Here is a 21,303-nt window from a genome sequence, read left to right on the forward strand (position 1 = left end):
GCATGATGGCATCCCCGTTGCTCTTACCCCCAATATGGAACGCTCGATCATGAAATCGCTGAACTTCGAATTCCTGCGCCCTTCCTGGCCGCAGTTGGCGGAACTGGGTGGCTTTGCCGAAAGCTATGCCCATCCCGATCCCGGAAGCAGCCTGGTGAAGCTGCGTGCGTTCGCGGAACAGCTCGTCCTGTGGATCTACGACCGGGCCGGCTTTCCCAAGCCGTTCAAGCCCAATCTGAATGATCTTCTCAATGAGGACGCTTTCCAGGCTGCCGTACCCAAGGTGGTGGTGGACAAGCTCCACGCCATCCGGATTCACGGCAACAAGGCGGCCCATGGCGAAAAAGCCACCACCGACACGGCTTTGTGGCTGCTCAAGGAGTCTCACGAAATTGGCCGCTGGATCTTCGTGACCAGTGGCCAGGGCAAAACCACCGATCTGGACGCCTACCAGGAACCACCCGCTGGTGGCCTGGCGGGCGAGGCCCGTTCCCAGCTCAAGCGGGAAAAGAAGACGGTGCTGAAGCAATTGGCCGCTCAGGAAGCGCAGATGCAGACGCTCCTGGAAGAGTTGGACGCGGCCCGGGAAAAGACGCAAACCGCCGAACTCAAGGCGGACGAGCTGGAAGCGCTCATCCAGTCCGGTCGCCATGCCGCCGATGCCTTGAATTTTGATGAAACCACCACTCGCGCCCGCCTCATCGACAGCCAACTGGCCGCCGCCGGTTGGCGCGTCACCCAGTCGGATGATGTCGGCCAGGAGGTGGAGGTTGACCATCAGCCGACCCAGACCGGCAAGGGTTATGCCGATTATGTTCTGTGGAACGACGACGGCAAACCTCTGGCCGTGGTGGAGGCCAAGAAGACGGCCAAGAGCGCCGAACTGGGCCGCAAGCAGGCCCAGCTTTATGCAGACGGCCTGGAGAAGATGCATGGCCAGCGCCCGGTAATCTTCTACACCAACGGCTTCGACATTTGGATCTGGGATGATGCCGGTGGTTACTCGCCGCGCAAGCTTTATGGCTTTTACTCCAGGGACAGTCTGCAATACCTCGTCACCTTCCAACGCATCAGCCGCAGGGGGCTGGATGAAATCCAGCCTTCTGAAATCGCGGGCCGACTCTATCAACTGGAAGCCATCAAGCGTATCTGCGAACGCTTGACCGCCCGGCATCGCCGCGCCCTGGTGGTCCAGGCCACCGGCACTGGCAAGACCCGGGTGGCCATCTCGCTCACCGATGTACTCATCCGTGCCGGGTGGGTCAAGCGGGTGTTGTTCCTGTGCGACCGCAAGGAACTGAGAAAACAGGCCAAAAACGCCTATGCCGATCTGCTCAACGAGCCTCTGGTCGTGGTGGGCCGCCAAACGGCCAAGGATCGGGACAAACGCATCTACCTGGCCACCTATCCAGCCATGATGACGGTCTTCGAGACCTTCGACGTGGGATTCTTCGACCTGATCATCGCCGACGAATCCCACCGCAGCATCTACAACCGCTATCGCGATCTTTTTTTCTATTTTGATGCCCTTCAGGTGGGGCTAACCGCCACGCCGGTGGGGATGATCAACCGCAATACCTTCCGGCTCTTCGGCTGCGAGGATGACGACCCCACCTTCAACTACGATTTTTCCCGTGCGGTGGAGGAAGGGCATCTGGTTCCCTTCGAGCTGTTCACACACACCACCGAGTTCCTGCGCCGGGGGATCAGGTACGAACAGCTCAGCGAGGCGCAGCGCCAGCAGTTGGAGGACGACGGCGAGGATCCGGAATCCTTCGACTACGACGCCGGGCAAGTGGACAAGGCGGTGTTCAACAAGGACACCAACAAGCACGTCCTGCGCAACCTGATGGAAAATGGCCTGCGGGAGTCCACCGGCACCCATCCAGGCAAGACCATCCTCTTTGCCCGCAACCACAACCATGCGGTGCTGCTCTCCCAGCTTTTCGATGAGCTGTATCCCCAGTATGGCGGCGGGTTCTGCCAAGTGATCGACACCTACGACCCCCGCGCCGAGCAGTTGATTGATGACTTCAAGGGGGTGGGTTCCAATCCGGGGCTGACCATCGCCATCTCGGTGGACATGCTGGATACCGGCATCGACGTGCCCGAGGTGGTGAATCTCGTTTTTGCCAAGCCGGTCAAGTCCCGGGTCAAGTTCTGGCAGATGATCGGGCGTGGCACCCGGCTTTGTTCGGAACTGTTCGGCCCCGGCCAGCACAAGCGCCATTTCCGCATCTTCGACCACTGGGGCAACTTCGAATTCTTCGCCGAAGCGTTTCAGGAAGCCGACCCGGCCCCATCCAAATCCCTCCTGCAACAGGTGTTTGAGGCGCACATTGATCTGGCCGAGGCCGCCCTGGAGCAGTCCGAACCGGCGGCCTTCAAGCTGGCAGTGGAACTGATGGCCAAGGATTTGGCCGCCCTGCCCGAGGAGACCATCGCCGTGCGGGAGAAGTGGCGGGAAAAGCGCACTGTTCAGCGGGCTTACGTTCTGGAGCAGTTCGCCTCGGAAACAGTGATCCTGCTGCGCCAGACCATGGCCCCGCTGATGCAGTGGATCGACATTCGCGACCACGCCGCCGCCTGGCAGTTCGACCGGCTCATGGCCCTGATGCAGGTCGAGTTGCTGAAGAAATCCAGCCGTTTCGAGGACTACCGGGATCAGGCCATGGATCAGGTGGCGCAGCTCCAGATGCACCTGAACCCGGTGCGGGAGAAGGGGGAGACGATCAAGCGGTTCAAGGATGGTGCGTTCTGGGCCACGGTGAGCGTGGCGCAACTGGAAGAGATGCGTCGGGAGTTGCGGGGCATCATGCATCATCGCCGTCCGGAAGAGCGTTCCGGCGAAACCGTGCGGGTAGTGGATGTGACCGATGGCGGCATCGAGTTCGCCCAGCGCAAGGCCAACATCACCGCCAACGACCTGGCCGCCTACCGCCAGCGGGTGGAAGAAGTTCTCATGCCTCTGTTCGAGAGCAACCCCACCTTGCAGAAGATCCGCGCCGGCGAGCCGGTGACCGGGACGGACCTGAACGCCCTGAACGCCCTGGTTCACCTGGAGCGGCCCGACGTGGACCTGAACATACTGCTGGAGTTCTACCAGGAGACCGCCGGCGGGCTGGCGCAGATCCTGCGCTCCATCATCGGTATGGATGCGGCAGCGGTGGAACGGCACTTTGCCGATTTCGTCCGCCGCCATCCCAAGCTGAACGCCCGGCAGATCCGTTTTCTGGGCCTGCTCAAGAACCACATCAGCAGGTTCGGCGTCATTGCCATCGACCGGCTCTACGAACCGCCGTTCACCACCGTGGACAGCGAAGGCCCCGATGGCGTGTTCCGCGACGAGGCGCAGATGGATGACCTGATCGCCATCCTGGACGCCTTCAAACCCCCTGCACAGCATGAAGTGAGAACCACCGCATGATTACCGGCGAGTTGAAAGCAAAAGTGGACAAACTTTGGACAGAATTCTGGACCGGCGGCATTACCAATCCGCTTACCGTCATCGAGCAGATTTCGTTTTTGATGTTCGCCCGGCTGCTGGATATCGCCGAGTCCCGCAACGAGAAGCGCGACGCCCGCACGGGCCACCAGGGCCGCCGTAATTTCGGCGAGACCGAGCAGGATCTGCGTTGGTCCCGTTTCAAGCACCTGGGGGCGGAAGAGATGCTGCCCCTGGTGCGGGATCGGGTCTTTCCCCACTTCAAGAAGGTGGCGGTGGATGGGGCCGAGTTCGGCGAATACATGAAAGAGGCCCAGTTGATGATCGCCAAGCCCAGTCTGCTGGTGAAGGCGGTGGAGATGATCGACGCCCTGCCGCTCACCGCCGGGGACACCAAGGGGGACCTCTACGAGTATTTGCTGGGCAAGTTGACCACGGCGGGCATCAACGGCCAGTTTCGCACCCCGCGCCATGTGATCCGCGCCATGGTGGAGATGGTCGCCCCCCGCCCCGACGAGGTGGTGGGGGATCCTGCCTGTGGCACCGCCGGCTTCCTGGTGGAGGCCTTGCAATACCTGATGCGGGAACACACCTCCCCGAAAATGGTGGAGACCGACCCGGAAACGGGTGAAAAAATCTACCACGGCGACCTGCTGGAGCCTCACCGGGAGCATATCCAGCGCCGCATGTTCCGGGGCTTCGACTTCGATGTCACCATGCTGCGCATCGCCGCCATGAACCTGTTGCTCCACGGCATTGACGCCCCGGACATCCACTATCAGGACACCCTGAGCAACACCTTTCCGGAGCGTTATCCCAAGCTGGCGGTTGCAGGCTTTGACGTAATCCTGGCCAACCCGCCCTTCAAGGGCAGCCTGGACCATGAGAATGTCCATCCCTCTCTGTTGGGGCTGGTAAAGACCAAAAAGACCGAACTGCTGTTTGTCACCCTCATTCTGCGCATGCTCAAACTGGGGGGACGGTGCGCGGTCATCGTGCCGGACGGGGTCCTGTTTGGCAGTTCCAATGCTCATGTGGACCTGCGCTCCCTCCTGGTGGAAAAGAACCAGAGATTCTGGACCGCATGCTGGCTCTGGAGCGTGATATCATGGGGGACCTGGAGGAATTGAAGCGGATGATCGGATAGGGGGTCGTTACGATGAACACGGCAGACAGAATTTATGAGGAAGTCAAACAGGTGCCTGAAGAACATGCCCAAAAGATTTTGGACTTTGTCCTGGCGATCAAGAAGCAAACCTCTTTTGAGGAAAAGGTGTGGCAAGGGGAAACGGATGGCCTGTCATCCGGGAATTGCCGGAGAGATGGGTCGGTAGACGATCAGAAGGCCCATAAGCATTGGCCCGCCAATTTATGTTCAATAGATATGCGTGGCTGGCGTTTGGACCGGGAAGAGGCCCATGCATCCATGGACGCCATGGCCAGGCTGCTGGCCAATCCAGTTTCTTTGAAAGAGGGAGGAACATTGTCGGGAAATCAACGTGATTTGAAACAAGAAAACCCGCATTTCGTGAATAACACGAGAGAAACAACACCATGATCGAGTTATCACTCCCCTCCGAAATGGAGTATCAACTGGTCCGCCGAGCCAAGGAATCGGGGCAGGATCTGACCATTTTCATGGAAGCCATCGTCGCGGAGTACCTGGAGGATCAAGCCGACAGGGAACGTGCCGAAGCCGTTTTGGACCAAAACAATCCCCGGTTCAGCCTGGAAGAAGTGGAACGGAAGCTTGGCTTGGCGGATTGAGTTCGACGCCGTGGCCGTGGAGGCCCTGCGCCGTTTGGACAAAACCGTGCAGCGTCGCATCCTGGATTACCTGAAAAAACGCATCGCGCCTGCGGAGAATCCGCGTCTGTGGGGCAAGCCGTTGCGTGGCAACAAGCGGGGATTATGGCGTTATCGTGTTGGAGATTATCGGTTGCTGTGCCAGTTGCGGGATGATCAACTGGTCGTGCTGGTGGTGGATGTGGGGCATCGGGGGCATGTGTATGAACGGTAAGGAGATCATGGCCAACCTGGAAAAACTGCGGGGGATGGTGGGATGATGCGTGAGGTGAAGCTTGGCGACCTGTTCCAAGTAAAATCAAGCAAGAGAGTGCTGAAATCCCAGTGGCAAACCAATGGAGTCCCTTTTTACAGAGGGCGTGAAATTACAGCGCTTTCCGAGGCCGGGCATGTTGATAATGAGCTATTCATTTCAGAAGAGCTTTACGCTGAGCATAAGGCAAAACACGGTGTGCCAGTACCTGGAGATTTGTTGATCACAGCAATCGGTACAATTGGCAATGCCTATATTGTGCAGCCAAAGGACAGATTTTATTTTAAGGACGCAAGCGTTCTGTGGCTTCAAAAAAAGAATGATGTGAACAGCACTTTTATTAACTATTGGATACATTCACCCTTTATGCGAAGGCAGATTATCAAAGGAGTAGGGACAACGGTAGACACGTTGACAATAGATAAGCTCAGGAGCATGACTCTGCACATCCCACCCCTCCCGGAGCAGAAGCGCATCGCTGCCATTCTGGACAAGGCCGACGCCATCCGCCGCAATCGCCGCCAAGCACTGGCCCTGGCCGACCAGTTTCTCCGCGCTGTCTTTCTCGACATGTTCGGCGACCCGGTCACCAACCCGAAGGGGTGGCCGGTCGGTACAATCCGGGATCTCCTTTCCGAGGTTCGGTATGGCACGGCCAAGAAGGCCGACGCTATTGAAGGTGAATTCCCTGTTCTTCGAATGGGGAACATCACGTTCGAAGGTGCTTGGGATTTGTCGGATCTGAAGTACGTTGATATCAGCGAACAAGAACAGCCAAAGTATCTTGCTGCACGAAATGATATCTTATTCAATAGAACGAATAGTAAAGAGCTTGTTGGAAAGACTGCTGTTTGCGATTTTGACGAACCCATGGCCTTTGCTGGATACCTTATAAGAGCCAGGGTAAATGATCGAGCAGACCCATATTATATTTCAGGATATTTGAACTCTAAGCACGGTAAGGCAACCCTTATGGGAATGTGTAAAAACATCGTGGGGATGGCAAACATCAACGCTCAGGAAATGCAGGATATTTCTATCGCTCACCCACCTATCGATATTCAACGTGACTTCAGGCAGGTTGTGGAAGGAGTAAAGAAAAGCAAGAGCCTTCATCTTGCAGGGGTTGAGCAAGCGAATATTCTTTTCGGCTCCCTCACCCAACGCGCCTTCCGTGGGGAGTTGTGAGCGGCCTATGAGATCAGCCGGACGTGCCGCACAAGGGATGGCAGTGCATCGACGCCTATGACCTGGAAAAGGCCACAGGAACCTGCGGCGCATAAACAGACATGCGGAATCAGAAGATTGTTTATGGTTGAGACCTGAACCAGGGAGCCGAACGCTCCAGGTGTTTTAATTCAACCATCTGATAAATAAGGAGAATCAATTCACTCAAGCAAGGCGGCTCAATTGGCCTGGGCGTTGCGTTGGAGAGGGGCAGGCAACCCCTTCAACGGAGACCGACCATGAACCTCTCGAAACGAAGATTCCTGAAAGCGGGCGCAGGAGTGGCCGGGTTCCAAGATCACCAGGGGCAACGGGTCTGGTCCCAATTGCGGATCGGTCAATCCCTGATTCTGCAACGGGAAGCGGACAACCCCTATGACGGCAAGGCGGTGATGGTACTCTGGAACGGGCGGAAGCTGGGCTACGTCCCCCGGGCCTCCAACGTGGCGGTCTCCCAAATGCTGGATCGGGGACAGAACCTGCGGGCACGCATCGCGAGACTCAAGGATTCCAGCAACCCGTGGGAAAGGATCCAGGTGGATATCCTCATGGAAACCCGGCCCGGACGGGCGTGATGTCATACGAGGTATGGTTGACGCAGACAATGCGCAAAACGATCCTGCTCTTGAGATATGGATTCAGAGGAAAATTTCAAGAGTACCCCGGTCGCCTTTCCCACACGATATGAATGGATAGGGCACCATGGTCCTGGATTTTTGCAGATTGGGAATACATTTTTTTGGGAACTCTTTTGTACGGTCAGTGACACATGATCAAGCCAGGGGTAAGATGTCGCCGCCTGGACTGAGAGCATGCCGTGTCCCGAATTCTGGCCCCTGCGTGCCTGATGGTGCATATTCCCCATGGACAATATGTGCGAAACACTGGAGAGAAAAAATGAAAATGAATGGCTTGAATAAAGTGGCATTGTTGGCCGGTGCAGCAGCTTTTGCCCTGGGTGCGACGGTTGCCCAGGCTGGAGAACACGTCAAAAATCCTTGTGCGCCCAAAAATCCCTGCGCTGCCAAAAAAGATGAGCATAAACACGATGCCAAAAAGCATGAGGGCATGAAGCACGACGACGGCAAAAAGAAGGAAGAAGGCAAAAAAGACGAAGCCAAAAAGCCGGAAGCCCCGAAACATTGAGTGAACGCCGGACCCATGCCCAGGCATGGATCCAGGTAGCCGGAAAACCCCTTCCCTCCTTATCCAGGGGAAGGGGTTTCTTTTTCAAGTCAGGCTGATGCGATCCAGAATCTTTTATCAAAGGCTGCTGCGGATTGTCGTGCCATGGCTATGGAGTGCCTTGGTTGCCGGAGGGACCGGCCTCTGTTTTGCAGCGGATCAAGACGCCGTTGCCGCATTTCTGCATCGCCACTGGAGTCGCCCCATCCCGGCCCAGGGACCACCACCGGAACGTTTTACACCCGCTGAATCGGATGTCATGAACCCGGCGGGGTGCGGTCTTTGCCATGTGACCCAATATGCCGATTGGCAGTTGAGTCATCATCGTCGTGCCCTGGGACCCGGCATTCTCGGGCAGTTGCTGGATATGCCTGCCGATGCCCGGGAAGATCATCAGGCCTGTTTGCGCTGTCATGCGCCTCTGGCCGAACAGGCCGATGCCCTGGTCGCCATCCTGACCAAAAATGAAAAAAAAGGGATGGACGGTCTGACCTGTGCCGGCTGCCATGTCCGGGGACATGTTTATTATGGACCCCCGGCCCGTTCTCCATCGGCCATGGCCAAGGAACTCCTGCCGCACGGGGGGTGGACCACGGCCACCGCTTTTGAGGATGCGCGTTTTTGTGCCGGCTGCCATCAATTTTCCGCCGAGGATCCAGCCCTCAACGGAAAATTATTGGAAAATACCTTCGAAGAGTGGCGACAAAGTCGTTATGCCAAGGCGGGGCAACCCTGCCAAGCCTGTCATATGCCGGATCGTCGCCATTCATGGCGGGGCATTCATGACCCGGAGATGGTGCGTTCCGGTCTGACCATACAGGTCGAACGTTTGACACCGGCCCGGCCCGATGAAGTGGCGGTGCGCATCGTGTTGCGCAATACCGGAGTGGGGCACTCTTTCCCCACTTATGTCACACCCAGGGTGCTTGTGGAAACCTGGCAAAAAGACTCGTCAAACCAGATCGTGCCAGAGACCAGCCAGGAGATGGTCATCAGTCGGGATGTTTCGCTCGATCTGGCCGAGGAACGCTTCGATACCCGCATTCCACCGGATGGCCAGGCGGTTCTGGAGTATCGCCAGCCGCTCAAATCCCAAGCCACGCTTCTGGCGTGGCAGGTGCGCGTGGAGCCGGATTATTTCTATAAATTGTTTTATGAAGCCGTTCTGAAAGCAGGCTCCAATCCTCGGGGAGATGCCTTGCTGCGGTCTGCCTACCATCAGGCGGCCAATTCGCCATATATCCTTTTTTCCGGGGAAATTCCGCTGGCCACCCCGTGAAACCCGGACGCCGACCCGCTACTTTTTTTTCAGCCTCCGTCCTCCAATCTCCAGCCTCCAGCCTCCAACCCCCGGTCTCCTTATCCACGTTGCATCATGAAGGGCCAGTGGGGATGGTTTTTGGCCTTGTTGGCCACAAAAACCAGGGATGGCCCCAGAATGTTGACCAGGTCATACCCCTTTTCCCGCAAAAACTCAAAAAGCGGTGAGCGAAACAGGCTCTCCAGCGTGGAAAAATGCATCTCCACCAGGATCACCCTGGGAACAAACCTTTCCCAATCATTCGATTGCAACACAGAAAGATCATGCCCCTCCACATCCACGGAGAGAAGATCAATGCCGGTTCCCGCCGGAACATGCGTTGCCAGAATGTCTGCCAGAGAACGGGAATGCAGATGGAGTGTGGACCATGAGTGACCCGAGGCTTTCTTGAACGCTTCGGCGCGGGCCAGATCAAGCGTATTCATGGAACTCAAGCCAAAACAATAAAAAGTCAGCATCGTCTCCTGGTTGGAAACCAGCGTGTGAAGATTGATGTCGCGGGGACGAAACCGTTGCAGAAGAGAGAAGGATCCCGGTGAGGCATCGATGTTGATGCCATGCCAGCCCCGCCGATAAAGGCGATAGGTGTTGGACTCCCGGATGGGATGGTGGGCACCGACATCCACATAAAATCCGGCCCGTATGCCCTGGAACATATGATCCAGAATGATGTCTTCACCAAATTCGGCATAGACCCGTTTTCCACCCAGGCCGGGAAGATGGATTTCCATCCAGGTCAGCAACCGGCGCAGGCGATCTTCCCCCACAAAGGTCAACAGGATACGGAGCAAAAGGGACCTGTTCATGACCCTGTTCCTGACCAGATGCCCGGGCGATCAACCCTCCCCCGGAAGCTGCACAGGGGATGAAACAAAAGGGAACCGTTAATTTCCATGTTCCTGATAGTGGCGCATCGCCTCGGGAATGACCCGGCGCAAATTCTGGATGCGACTGGCCGGCAGGGGATGGGTACTCAACCATTCCAGGGAATTTTTATTGCCGGAGGCATTTTGGGCCTCGTTCATTCTTTCCCAGAGACCGATGGCCTCCTGGGGATCATAACCGGCCATGGCCATGAATAGGGTTCCCATGCGATCCGCTTCGGTTTCGTGAACGCGACTGAAGGGGAGCATGGCACCGTACTTGACCCCCAGGCCAAACGCGGAATTGAACATTTCCTGCTGGCCCGGGGAGAGCGCCCCCAGGGAACTGGACAATACGGTGGAACCCAATTCAACCACGAGTTGCTGGCTCATGCGTTCATTGCCATGATTGGCAACGGCATGGGCAATTTCGTGGCCCATGACCGCCGCCAGACCGGCATCACTGCGGGCAACCGGCAACAATCCCGAGTAGACCACCACCTTGCCACCCGGATAACAGGCCGCGTTGCGCTCCTTGCTCTCGACCAGATTGAATTCCCATTGATACCCTGCCAGACGGCTGCTCTGGTTCCGACGGGCAAAATAATTTTCCACGGCCCGTTGGACCCGTTGGCCGACCCGTTCCACCATGGCCGCATCCTTTGATCCCTTGCTGACCTTCTCTTCCTTGAGCATCTTGTCGTAGGCTTGGAACCCCAGACTCATGACCTGCTGCGAAGGGAGCAGGGTCATCTGACTGCGCCCGGTAATGGGCACCGTGGCACAGCCAGTCAGCATCCAGGTAACCAGAAATGCCCGGCACAGATGTCCAAACGTCTCTTTCATGTTCTTTCCGGATGAAGAAGGGCCTGGAGTGAAAAACAGAGTGGATCATACTGGATTATTTTACGCCATGTTTCAATTGAAAAATTTGCAGGATTTTTCCGTTTGGACACGCTCTGCAACCCTGCCGGATGAACTGACAGAACCCTGTTCCCCCGGACATGCATCCCGGTCCCTGCACAGGTTTTCCCGGGTGAAACATGGCTGATATTTTGTTGACGACCATCAATGCCCGTTTTCGTCATACCGCCTTTGGCTTGCGCTGTCTTCTGGCCAATCTGGACGAACTGGCCCAGAGGGCGGAGATTCTCGAATTCGATCTGGAAAAAACACCCGCCGAAATGGCCGAAGCCATCCTGGCGCACCAACCCCGCATTGTGGGCCTGGGAGTCTATGTCTGGAATGCCGATCTCTCCCGTCGCCTGGTCCAGGTTTTGAAAAGTCTGCACCCGGAACTTATCATCGTCGTGGGTGGACCCGAGGTCAGTCATGACATTGCCGGACAAATCATCACATCCATGGCAAATCATGTCATTGTGGGCGAGGGTGAATTGCTGTTGCGCACTCTTTGCCGACGCTTGTTGGCAGGTGAACAAGCCATCGAAAAAATCTGCGCGGCCCCACCGCCGGACCCTGACCAGTTGCTCCCGGCCTATGCGTTCTACAGTGAACGGGATATCCAGCAACGGGTCATTTACGTCGAGGCATCACGCGGCTGTCCATTCAAGTGTGCCTTTTGTCTCTCGGCCCTGGAACAGGGAGTGCGTCATTTTGCCCTTGAACCCTTCCTGGCCGCCATGGAAAACCTGTGGCAACGCGGCGTGCGGCACTTCAAATTTGTGGACCGGACCTTCAACCTGAAAATAACCACAGCCCAGGCCATCCTCGATTTTTTCCATGCCCGTCTGACGCCCGACCTGTTTTTGCATTTTGAGGTCATTCCGGATCGTTTTCCAGAGCCTTTGCGCGCCAGCGTGGCCCGCTTTCCGGCAGGAACCATTCAGTTCGAGATTGGTTTGCAGAGTTTTTCCGCCGAGGTTTTGGCCCGCATCGACCGGCCCCAGGAGATGACCCGGGCGGTGGAAAACCTCTCCTGGTTGCGCAACCATACAGGCGTTCATCTGCATACCGATCTGATCATCGGCTTGCCGGGCGAGGATATGACGGGGTTTGCCGCCGGATTTGACCGTCTGATTGGTCTGGATCCGCACGAAATTCAGGTGGGAATCCTGAAACGCCTGCGGGGTGCCCCCATCCAACATCAGATCGAGCCGTTTCGCATGGTGTTCGACCCGGAACCACCTTATGAATTGTTGTGCAACGACCGGATTGATTTCATGACGATGCGGCGACTCAGGCGCTTTGCCCGCTACTGGGATTTGATTGGCAATTCCGGGCGGTTTGCCAAGACCCGCCCCGGTTTGTTGGGAGAACAATCCCCTTTTGCCCAGTTCATGGCCCTGAGCGACTGGCTCTTCGCCACCACCGGCCAGACCCATCGCATCGCCTTGCCGCGTCTTTACGACCTGGTGCAGACCGGCCTGGTCCAAGCCTTGGGCTGCGATCCTGGTCTCGCCGCCGAGATGATCCATGCGGATCGCTCCCGCAGCCACACCGGCCAGGGTCCGGAAAGACAGGCGCGGCACAGCGGTTTTGCTTGAACCAGACCCTCATCGATCCCAACGTGCGCCAATCCAGGTACCAGCAATTCGTTCTGTTCAACCGGGATGAGGTGTATTCGGACTTTTCTCTGACAAGGAAAAATATATAATGAGTCAGGTGCTTTCCGAAAAACAGACAAAAGGGAACAAGGCGTGAGCAGCCTGAATATCAGCAATTTCATCTGGGGTATCGCCGACGACGTGCTGCGTGATGTCTACGTTCGCGGTAAATATCGGGACGTGATTCTGCCCATGACGGTCATCCGGCGTTTGGATGCCGTCCTGGAGCCAACCAAGGATGCGGTGCTTCGGATGAAGGCGCAGCTTGACAAGGCGGGTGTGGCCAACCAGCATGCCGCCCTTTGCCAAACTGCCAGAGAAGCGTTTTATAACACATCTCCCTTCCGCTTGCGCGACCTGGCTTCCCGGGCCAGGCAACAACAGCTCAGGGCAGATTTCGAGGCCTACCTGGACGGATTCTCGCCCAACGTCCAGGAAGTCCTGGAAAAATTCAAGTTCCGCAACCAGATCCAGACGTTGGTGGAAGCGGATGTCCTTGGCTATCTGATCGAAAAATTTCTCGATACCTCGGTCAACCTCAGCCCGAAGCCGGTTTTGCACCAGGATGGGTCCGTCCGTCTGCCTGGTCTGGACAATCACTCCATGGGGACAATCTTTGAGGAGTTGATTCGCCGTTTCAACGAGGAGAACAACGAAGAGGCTGGCGAGCATTTCACCCCTCGCGACGTGGTGGAGTTGATGGCCTACTTGATTTTCATGCCTGTTGCCGGCACGATCCAGTCCGGCACCTATCTGGTTTATGATGGTGCCTGCGGCACGGGCGGCATGCTGACGGTTGCCGAGGAGACCCTTGGCAAACTGGCGGCGGAACATGGCAAGGAAGTCTCGGTTCACCTCTATGGCCAGGAGGTCAACCCGGAGACTTTTGCCATCAGCAAGGCGGACCTGATCCTCAAGGGCGAAGGCGTCGAGGCAGAGAACATGAAGTTCGGCTCCACTCTCTCTGCCGATGCTTTTCCCTCGCGGGAATTCGACTTTATGCTGTCCAATCCGCCTTACGGAAAATCCTGGAGGTCCGATCTGGATCGCATTGGGGGCAAGAAAGAACTCCGCGACCCACGTTTCATCATCGAGCATGGCGGCAATCCGGAATACAGCCTGATCACCCGCTCCAGCGACGGCCAGATGGTGTTCCTGGCCAACATGTTGAGCAAGATGAAGAAGGCCTCCCCACTGGGCAGCCGCATTGCCGAGGTTCACAACGGTTCCTCTCTGTTCACCGGAGATGCCGGGTCGGGTGAGAGCAACATTCGCCGCTGGATCATCGAGAACGACTGGCTGGAAGCCATCATTGCCCTACCCCTCAACATTTTCTACAACACCGGCATCGCCACCTACATCTGGGTTCTCAGTAATCGCAAAGCACCTGAACGGCGAGGCAAGGTCCAGTTGATCGACGCCACCGCATGGTTCAAGCCCCTGCGCAAGAACCTGGGCAAAAAAAACTGCGAACTCGGCCCGGACGATATTCGGCGCATTTGCGACGCCTTTCTCAAACGCGAGGAGAGCGAACAATCCAAGGTCTTTCCCAACCAGGCATTCGGCTACTGGAAGGTGACGGTGGAACGCCCGTTGCGTCTGAGAGTGGATTTGTCGGCGGATGTGTTGCGGAGGTTCAGTAAAACCTGTGCGGATGTCTCTGAAGAATCCCTCTCGGATCTTGTCGGAATCGTTACTAAAAAATTTGGTGAAGGCTCTTATGGCGATTTCAACCGCTTTCTGGATGTCTTGGGAGCCATGTTAACGGCCCAGAAACTTGGTATGACGGCAAAGCGGCAGAAGCTGCTCATGACAGCCCTGGGCGTGAAGGATCCGGATGCTGCACCGGTTATCCGGAAGGTAGCCAGGGCCAGGGCTGGCATGAATCGCGAACAGGATGCTTTGTACGGCAGGCATCACCTCACCATGGACGACAAACCGATGGTGGTGGAGTACGAACCGGACAGCGAACTGCGCGATACCGAACAGATACCCTTCCTGGAAGAGGGCGGCATCGAAGCCTTCATCCGCCGTGAAGTGCTGCCCCACGCCCCGGATGCCTGGATCGATGCCGGGAAGACGGCCATCGGCTATGAAATCTCCTTTACCCGGCATTTTTACAAGCCCCAGCCTTTGCGCACCCTGGCAGAGATCAAGGCCGATATCCTGGCTCTGGAGCGTGAATCCGAAGGATTGCTCCTGCACATTGTGGGGGATGGACCATGAAAATATCTGATTCGCCACGTACTCCATTTGGCAGATGAAAGCAGGATCCCTACCATGACCCTTTCCCCTTATCCGGCATACAAAGACTCTGGATTGCCCTGGCTGGGACAGGTGCCGGAGCATTGGTCAGAAACAAAGCTCAAAAGAGTTTCCCAAGTTCAAAGTGGGATCACATTGGGCAAGCGATACGAGGACACAGAACTCACTGAATATCCGTATCTTCGCGTAGCGAATGTACAGAATGGTTTTTTAAATCTCAGGCACATAAAAACTGCGGTCATTCCTGAAAACGAGGCGCTGTCAGCGAGGTTGATACCGGGTGACGTTGTTGTTACGGAGGGTGGTGATATCGACAAACTTGGAAGAGGGGCGACATGGAATGGTGAAATAGATAACTGCCTACATCAAAACCATATTTTTGCTATTCGCCCCAATAAGGACCGCATGCTGCCAAGTTTTTTGGTAAGTCTATTAGAAAGCCAGCACGGTCGCTCATACTTTTACCTGACCGCCAAGAAAACAACAAATCTTGCCGCAACAAACAGAACAACGCTTGGAATGTTTCCGCTTTTTTTGCCGTCTCTCGATGAACAAGCAATAATCGGACGTTTTCTCGCATGGAAAACCGCTCAGATTCGTCGCCTCATCCGTAACAAGCGTCGGCTGATTGCGCTGTTGAGCGAGCAGAAGCAGGCCATCATCAATCAGGCGGTCACCCGGGGCCTGGACCCCAACGCCCCCATGAAGCCCACCGGCATCGACTGGATGCCGGAGATTCCGGCGCATTGGGAAGCAAAACGGATTAAAACGGTTACGAAAATTCTTCGCGGACAATTCGGCCATCGTCCTCGAAATGATCCAATCATGTATGATGGAAAGTTCCCTTTTATTCAGACCGGTGACGTGGCAAGAGTTGGGAAATATATTATTGACTACAAGCAAACCCTCAATGAAAAAGGATTTGCAGTCAGCAAACAATTTCCTCGTGGAACCTTGGTAATGACAATTGCGGCAAATATTGGAGATGTCGCAATCCTTGATTTTGACGCATGCTTTCCAGACAGTATTGTTGGCTTCGTTCCAGAGAATGACGTTATGCTGGATTTCCTATTTTATTCATTTAAAGCGATGAAAGAAAAACTCCTGAAAGAGGCTCCCGTGAACACACAAGGGAATCTCAGTATTGAAAGAGTTGGAGCAATGCCCATTGCCATACCAGAAATAGCAACACAGAAAGTTGTTGTTGCTGAAATTGAGTGTGAGGCAGAAAAAATCAACCAAACCATTGATCGATCCGAGAATGAAATCAAGCTTATCCAAGAATACCGCGAACGCCTGATTACCGATGTCGTCACTGGCAAGCTGGACGTGCGGGGCGTGGCGGTCACCATGCCAACTGACGATGACGTCATTGAAGACCTGGAGGAGGAAGGCGTGGACGACCTGCTGAGGGATGATGCCGAATCGGAAGATGTGGAGGGATAACCATGATCGCGCTCCCCGTCCAGCCGAAAATCTACCACATCACCCATGTGGACAACCTCCCCGCCATTCTGGTGGATGGTGGTTTGGTTTCGGATGCGGAGATGATCCGGCGGGGTGGTCCGGCGGCGGCCATCGGCATGTCCAGTGGAGACAAGGCCGGAATGGTATTGTTGAGGAGGGAGGAGACACCATGATCGAATTCACCAGCGGAGATATCCTCGCCGATGACGCCGAGGCCATCGTCAACACCGTCAATTGCGTGGGCGTCATGGGCCGGGGCATCGCCTTGCAGTTCAAGAAGGCCTACCCGGAGAATTTCAAGGCCTACGAGTCCGCCTGCCGGCGCAAGGATGTGGTGCCTGGCCGCACGTTCATTTTCGATACCCACAGCCTGACCACCCCGCGCTATATCGTCAACTTTCCCACCAAACGCCATTGGCGCGACAACAGCCGCATGGAGGATGTGGAAGCGGGGCTGGTGGACCTGGCCCGGGAGATCCAAGCCCGGGGAATCCGCTCCATCGCCATTCCGCCCCTGGGCAGCGGTTTGGGCGGCCTGAACTGGCCGGAAGTCCGGCAACGAATCGTCCAGGCCCTGGCAGGACTGGATGGAGTCAAGGTCATCGTCTACGAACCCACGGGTGCGCCTGATGCCAAGCAGATGGTGAAAGCCAAAGAGCCGCCCAAAATGACTCCGGGACGGGCTGCCCTGGTGGGACTCATGCATCGCCGGGGGGCTTGATGGACCCCTTCGTCTCCCTCCTGGAGGTACACAAGCTCATGTATTTCATGGACGTCATCGCCAAGATTCACGCCTGGAACGACCGCAAAGCCCAGTTCAGCGACCGTCAAATTCACATCGCCCTGGAAGTGCTGGGCCGGAAGGGCTGGCTGCCGATTCCCATCCCGACGGGCCTGGCATGAGTACCGACACCAGCGAAAAGGGGTTGGAAGCCCTCATCGTCCGGTCATTGATCGACGAGGCGGGCTATGTAGCCGGTGATTCCAGGGACTACGACCGCGACCACGCCGTCGATACGGCCAAGTTGCTGGTTTTCCTTCAGACAACCCAATCCAAGACCTGCGACACCCTGGGCCTGGCCGATGACGGCCCCAAGCGGTTTCAGTTCCTGAACCGTCTTCAGGGTGAAATCGCCAGACGCGGGGTCATCGATGTGTTGCGCCGGGGCATCAAACATGGCCCGGCCAGTGTGGAGTTGTTCTACGGCACCCCCTCCCCCGGCAACCCCAAGGCTGTGGAGCTGTTCGCTGCCAATCTGTTCAGCGTGACCAGACAACTCTGTTTCTCCAAGGACGACACCCGGCTCTCGCTGGATGTGGTTCTGTTCATCAACGGCCTTCCCATCGCTACCTTCGAGTTGAAGAACAGCCTGACCAAACAGACTGTCGAGGATGCCATCGAGCAGTACAAGCGCGACCGTGACCCCAAGGAACTGTTGTTTCAGTTTGGGCGTTCGGTGGTTCACTTCGCGGTGGACGACCACGAGGTGCGCATGTGTACCCACCTGAAGGGCAAGGCCTCGTGGTTCCTGCCCTTCAACCGGGGATGGAACGGTGGTGCAGGCAACCCTCCGAACCCCAATGGACTCAAGACTGCCTACCTTTGGCGCGAGATTCTCACCAGGCCCAACCTTACCGACATTTTGGAGAACTACGCCCAGTTGGTGAAGGAGAAGGACGACAAGGGGCGCAGGAAGCCGCCCAGGCAGGTCTTCCCCCGCTTCCATCAGCTTGACGTGGTGCGCAAGCTCCTGGCGGACGCCAAGGCCTCCGGCGTGGGACGCCGCTATATGATCCAGCATTCGGCGGGATCGGGCAAAAGCAACTCCATCGCCTGGCTTGCCCACCAGTTGGTGGGACTGGAGACCGGAGACACCCCCACCTTCGACTCCATCATCGTGGTGACCGACCGGCAGGTGCTGGACAGGCAAATTTGCGACACCATCAAGCAGTTCGCACAGGTCTCCTCGGTGGTGGGCCATGCCGAACGATCCGTCAATCTGCGCGCCTTCCTCAAGGCGGGCAAACGCATCATCATCACCACGGTGCAGAAGTTTCCCTTCATCCTGGATGAGATCGGCGACGAACATCGCGGGCGAACCTTCGCCATCATCATCGACGAGGCCCACTCCAGTCAGGGTGGGCGTACCTCCGCCAAGATGAACATTGCCCTGGCCGCCGATGGTGCCGAAAAGGAAGAAGAGTCGGTCGAGGACGCCATCAACCGCTTGATGGCGTCTCGGAAGGCTCTCCCCAATGCGAGTTACTTTGCCTTCACCGCCACGCCCAAAAACAAGACCCTGGAGGTTTTTGGCGATCCTGTTCCCGAAGGGGACAAGGTCCGCCATGTTCCTTTCCACAGCTATACAATGAAACAGGCCATCCAGGAGGGGTTCATCCTGGACGTACTCAGGCGGTACACCCCGGTGGACAGCTACTATCGCCTCATGAAGACGGTGGAGGAGGATCCCCGGTTCGACGCCAAACGGGCGCAGAAGAAACTCCGCCGCTACGTCGAATCCCACGAGCATGCCATCCGCCAGAAGGCGGAGATCATGATCGACCATTTTCACGAGCAGGTCATCGTGCAGCGCAAGGTCGGCGGCCATGCCCGGGCCATGGTGGTGACCAGCGGCATTCAGCGCGCCATCCAGTATTTTCAGGCTTTCAAAGATTACCTGAGGGAACGCAAGAGTCCGTACCAGGCCATCGTCGCCTTTTCGGGTGAACATGAATACGGTGGTGACAAGGTGACGGAAGCCACGCTCAACGGTTTTCCCAGCCACGCCATCGAGGAGACCTTCAAGCGAGATCCCTGCCGGTTTTTGATTGTGGCGGACAAGTTCCAGACCGGCTATGACGAACCCTTGCTCCACACCATGTACGTGGACAAGACCCTCTCCGGCATCAAGGCCGTGCAAACCCTGTCGCGGCTGAATCGGGCCCACCCGCAGAAACACGACACCTTCGTACTCGACTTCATGAACGACGCCGATGGCATACGCCAGTCGTTCGAGCCTTACTACCGCACCACGATTCTCAGTGAGGAGACAGACCCGAACAAGCTGCATGACCTGAAATCGAGTCTGGACGGCTATCAGGTCTATGCCTGGGCGCAGGTAGAGGAGTTGGTGACTTTGTACCTTGGCGGGGCGGGTCGGGACAGGCTTGATCCGATTTTGGACGCTTGCGTGGCAGTTTACACCGGAGAACTGGACGAAGATGGGCAGGTGGATTTCAAGGGCAAGGCCAAGGCGTTTACCCGCACCTATGGCTTTCTGGCCTCCATCCTCCCTTTTTCCAATGCCGACTGGGAAAAGCTCTCCATCTTCCTCAACTTCCTCGTCCCGAAACTCCCTGCACCGAAGGAAGAGGATCTGTCCAGGGGCATTCTGGAAGCCATCGACATGGACAGCTACCGGGTGGAAGCACGGGCATCCATGGCCATTATCCTGCCGGATGCGGACGCCGAAATCGGCCCTGTGCCCACCAGTGGCGGGGGCGGCAAGCCGGAGCCAGAGTTGGACTTACTGAGCAATATCCTCAAGACTTTCAACGAGATGTTCGGGAATATCGACTGGAAGGATGTGGACAGGATCGGCAAGGTCATCGCGGAGGAACTTCCGGCCAAGGTCTCATCCGACAAGGCCTACCAGAATGCAATGCGGAATTCCGACAGGCAGAACGCCCGGATCGAACACGACAAGGCGTTGGAGCAGGCGGTCATCGATCTGCTCTCGGATCACACCGAGCTGTTCAAGCAGTTCAGCGATAATCCCTCCTTCAAAAAGTGGCTGTCGGAAACGATTTTTGCGGCGACTTATGCCGAGGCATCCTGATGGCCATATTGTTTAAAATGTCCAATAAGTTGGAAGTCTTCCGTTCGGCATCCGTTACTGCCTGATACCAGGATAACCTTCCAGTAAAGTGCCTGGTTTATCGTGGGAACTTTTTGGTTGCAGGAGTTTATCGACCGCAGCCTGGGCATTTTTGTGCTGGGCATGCAGAACGGCGAGGCGCGAGGCATGGCGTCCTGCATCCGCCGCAAGTTTATAGACCTCTTCGGCGGAGGCAATCCGTCCTGCCAACTCCAGTCCGGTCAAAAAATCAAAGGTCGTCATCGTGATGAGACGTTGGCTCCCAAAGATCCACTCTTGACTGTTGCCTCGTACAAGACTGCGTCGGGAATATGCACGGGCACCCCGGGATACAGTAAATAACCCAACGCATCCGCCGTGGCGAGGGCGATGAGAGGTCCGGTGTCCGTCACCAGGAGTTTGGCAGTCAATTCAGGAACAGTCATGAGGTTTTTGGCGCGATGCAAGCTGGCGAATCAATTGGACGCCGGGAGATAACGGGTCACTGGGACGGTGCGGGAGGGGCAGGTGATATTGGCGAAGCAGGTGCAGGGCATCGGCAAAATCAACTTCCTGTTCGATTCGATTGCCAAGCTCTCTGCGGCTGATCTCGCCCCGGCTATAGGATTCGACAGCTTCCCTTATGGCGGACTCGGTCATGGACCACCCCTGAGGGCCTTGTTTTATCTGATTCAATAAAGAAAAAAAGCCGGGCAGGAATCTTCAGTAAAATATTGTCAAAAACCTTGTGCATGACCAGACCGACACGAAAAACATGACGATTCAGTATGGACCAGGACATGGGGAAGGTTATAATTCCGCACAGAAAAAATCAAGGTCAAAAGTTCGCCGGCAAACTTTTTTGGCTGTGATGTCTGTTTTCCCTTTACAGGACCACCCTTTTTGCCGTTTCCTTCCCTGGAACGACGACCGGTTCCATTTTTCCAGGTGTAACGGTGCCGGGGGTTTCTGCTTTCGAGCCGGGGATACTCCTGAGCCGGGGATACTCCTGAGCCGGGGATACTCCTGAGCCGGGGATACTCCTGAGCC

General features: G+C 56.4%; 18 protein-coding genes and 1 pseudogene. 14 read left to right on the plus strand and 5 right to left on the minus strand.

Features of this window, described 5'->3' with window-relative positions; all coding sequences use genetic code 11:
* Positions 1–49 precede the first annotated feature (49 nt).
* The 8 genes from HQL65_06215 to HQL65_06250 all read left to right on the plus strand — a co-directional run bounded on the left by HQL65_06215 (position 50) and on the right by HQL65_06250 (position 9,195).
* Positions 50–3,427: a DEAD/DEAH box helicase family protein gene (locus HQL65_06215; GenBank protein ID MBF0135815.1), complete on the plus strand. Its 3,378-nt coding sequence runs from the start codon at positions 50–52 to the stop codon at positions 3,425–3,427.
* Positions 3,424–4,575: an SAM-dependent DNA methyltransferase gene (locus HQL65_06220; protein ID MBF0135816.1), complete on the plus strand. Its 1,152-nt coding sequence runs from the start codon at positions 3,424–3,426 to the stop codon at positions 4,573–4,575. Before HQL65_06215 ends, HQL65_06220 begins: the two co-directional genes overlap by 4 nt.
* Positions 4,576–4,999: 424 nt before the next feature.
* A complete protein-coding gene (locus HQL65_06225; protein ID MBF0135817.1) occupies positions 5,000–5,212 on the plus strand; it encodes a hypothetical protein in 213 nt (70 codons plus the stop codon).
* Complete coding sequence (locus tag HQL65_06230) at positions 5,196–5,465, plus strand: type II toxin-antitoxin system RelE/ParE family toxin (GenBank protein ID MBF0135818.1); 270 nt, start codon at positions 5,196–5,198, stop codon at positions 5,463–5,465. Before HQL65_06225 ends, HQL65_06230 begins: the two co-directional genes overlap by 17 nt.
* Before the next feature lie 45 nt (positions 5,466–5,510).
* The gene (locus HQL65_06235) at positions 5,511–6,692 is read left to right on the plus strand and encodes a restriction endonuclease subunit S (protein ID MBF0135819.1); all 1,182 of its coding nucleotides are present in this window, start codon (positions 5,511–5,513) and stop codon (positions 6,690–6,692) included.
* A 278-nt stretch (positions 6,693–6,970) separates the two neighbouring features.
* Positions 6,971–7,306, plus strand: coding sequence for an HIRAN domain-containing protein (locus HQL65_06240; protein MBF0135820.1), 336 nt, complete (start codon positions 6,971–6,973; stop codon positions 7,304–7,306).
* Positions 7,307–7,628: 322 nt separating this feature from the next.
* Positions 7,629–7,877, plus strand: coding sequence for a hypothetical protein (locus HQL65_06245; protein ID MBF0135821.1), 249 nt, complete (start codon positions 7,629–7,631; stop codon positions 7,875–7,877).
* 97 nt (positions 7,878–7,974) lie between these two features.
* The gene (locus HQL65_06250) at positions 7,975–9,195 is read left to right on the plus strand and encodes a hypothetical protein (GenBank protein ID MBF0135822.1); all 1,221 of its coding nucleotides are present in this window, start codon (positions 7,975–7,977) and stop codon (positions 9,193–9,195) included.
* Positions 9,196–9,275: 80 nt separating this feature from the next.
* Here HQL65_06250 and HQL65_06255 read toward each other — a convergent pair whose 3' ends face one another.
* Positions 9,276–10,043, minus strand: coding sequence for an FkbM family methyltransferase (locus HQL65_06255; GenBank protein MBF0135823.1), 768 nt, complete (start codon positions 10,041–10,043; stop codon positions 9,276–9,278).
* 78 nt (positions 10,044–10,121) lie between these two features.
* A complete protein-coding gene (locus HQL65_06260) occupies positions 10,122–10,946 on the minus strand; it encodes a M48 family metallopeptidase (protein MBF0135824.1) in 825 nt (274 codons plus the stop codon).
* 197 nt (positions 10,947–11,143) lie between these two features.
* Between HQL65_06260 and HQL65_06265 the strand changes: the two genes are divergently transcribed.
* The 6 genes and pseudogenes from HQL65_06265 (at position 11,144) to HQL65_06290 (ending at position 20,235) form a co-directional block, all read left to right on the plus strand.
* Positions 11,144–12,604 (plus strand): DUF4080 domain-containing protein, encoded by a 1,461-nt coding sequence (locus HQL65_06265; GenBank protein MBF0135825.1) that lies wholly within the window; start codon positions 11,144–11,146, stop codon positions 12,602–12,604.
* 153 nt (positions 12,605–12,757) lie between these two features.
* Positions 12,758–14,890 carry an SAM-dependent DNA methyltransferase gene (locus HQL65_06270; protein MBF0135826.1) on the plus strand — a complete coding sequence of 711 codons (2,133 nt, stop codon included), beginning with the start codon at positions 12,758–12,760 and terminating at the stop codon, positions 14,888–14,890.
* 558 nt (positions 14,891–15,448) lie between these two features.
* Positions 15,449–16,375 (plus strand): restriction endonuclease subunit S, encoded by a 927-nt coding sequence (locus tag HQL65_06275; protein MBF0135827.1) that lies wholly within the window; start codon positions 15,449–15,451, stop codon positions 16,373–16,375.
* 2 nt (positions 16,376–16,377) lie between these two features.
* Positions 16,378–16,569 carry a DUF4433 domain-containing protein gene (locus HQL65_06280; GenBank protein ID MBF0135828.1) on the plus strand — a complete coding sequence of 64 codons (192 nt, stop codon included), beginning with the start codon at positions 16,378–16,380 and terminating at the stop codon, positions 16,567–16,569.
* Positions 16,566–17,299: pseudogene (locus HQL65_06285) on the plus strand (macro domain-containing protein). Before HQL65_06280 ends, HQL65_06285 begins: the two are co-directional and overlap by 4 nt.
* Positions 17,296–20,235 carry a type I restriction endonuclease subunit R gene (locus tag HQL65_06290; GenBank protein MBF0135829.1) on the plus strand — a complete coding sequence of 980 codons (2,940 nt, stop codon included), beginning with the start codon at positions 17,296–17,298 and terminating at the stop codon, positions 20,233–20,235. Before HQL65_06285 ends, HQL65_06290 begins: the two are co-directional and overlap by 4 nt.
* A 54-nt stretch (positions 20,236–20,289) precedes the next feature.
* Here the strand turns inward: HQL65_06290 and HQL65_06295 are convergent, their stop codons facing one another.
* From HQL65_06295 to HQL65_06305, 3 genes are read right to left on the minus strand one after another with little or no spacing between them, the layout of a single operon-like run.
* Entirely contained in the window at positions 20,290–20,517 is a 228-nt protein-coding gene (locus HQL65_06295) for a hypothetical protein (protein ID MBF0135830.1), read from the minus strand.
* Positions 20,514–20,699, minus strand: a complete 186-nt coding sequence (locus HQL65_06300) for a hypothetical protein (GenBank protein ID MBF0135831.1) — start codon at positions 20,697–20,699, stop codon at positions 20,514–20,516. The genes HQL65_06295 and HQL65_06300 overlap by 4 nt, the downstream gene beginning before the upstream one ends.
* Entirely contained in the window at positions 20,686–20,913 is a 228-nt protein-coding gene (locus tag HQL65_06305) for a hypothetical protein (GenBank protein MBF0135832.1), read from the minus strand. The genes HQL65_06300 and HQL65_06305 overlap by 14 nt, the downstream gene beginning before the upstream one ends.
* Positions 20,914–21,303: the final 390 nt, after the last annotated feature.

Source organism: Magnetococcales bacterium (assembly GCA_015228935.1).
GTDB lineage: Bacteria > Pseudomonadota > Magnetococcia > Magnetococcales > DC0425bin3 > HA3dbin3.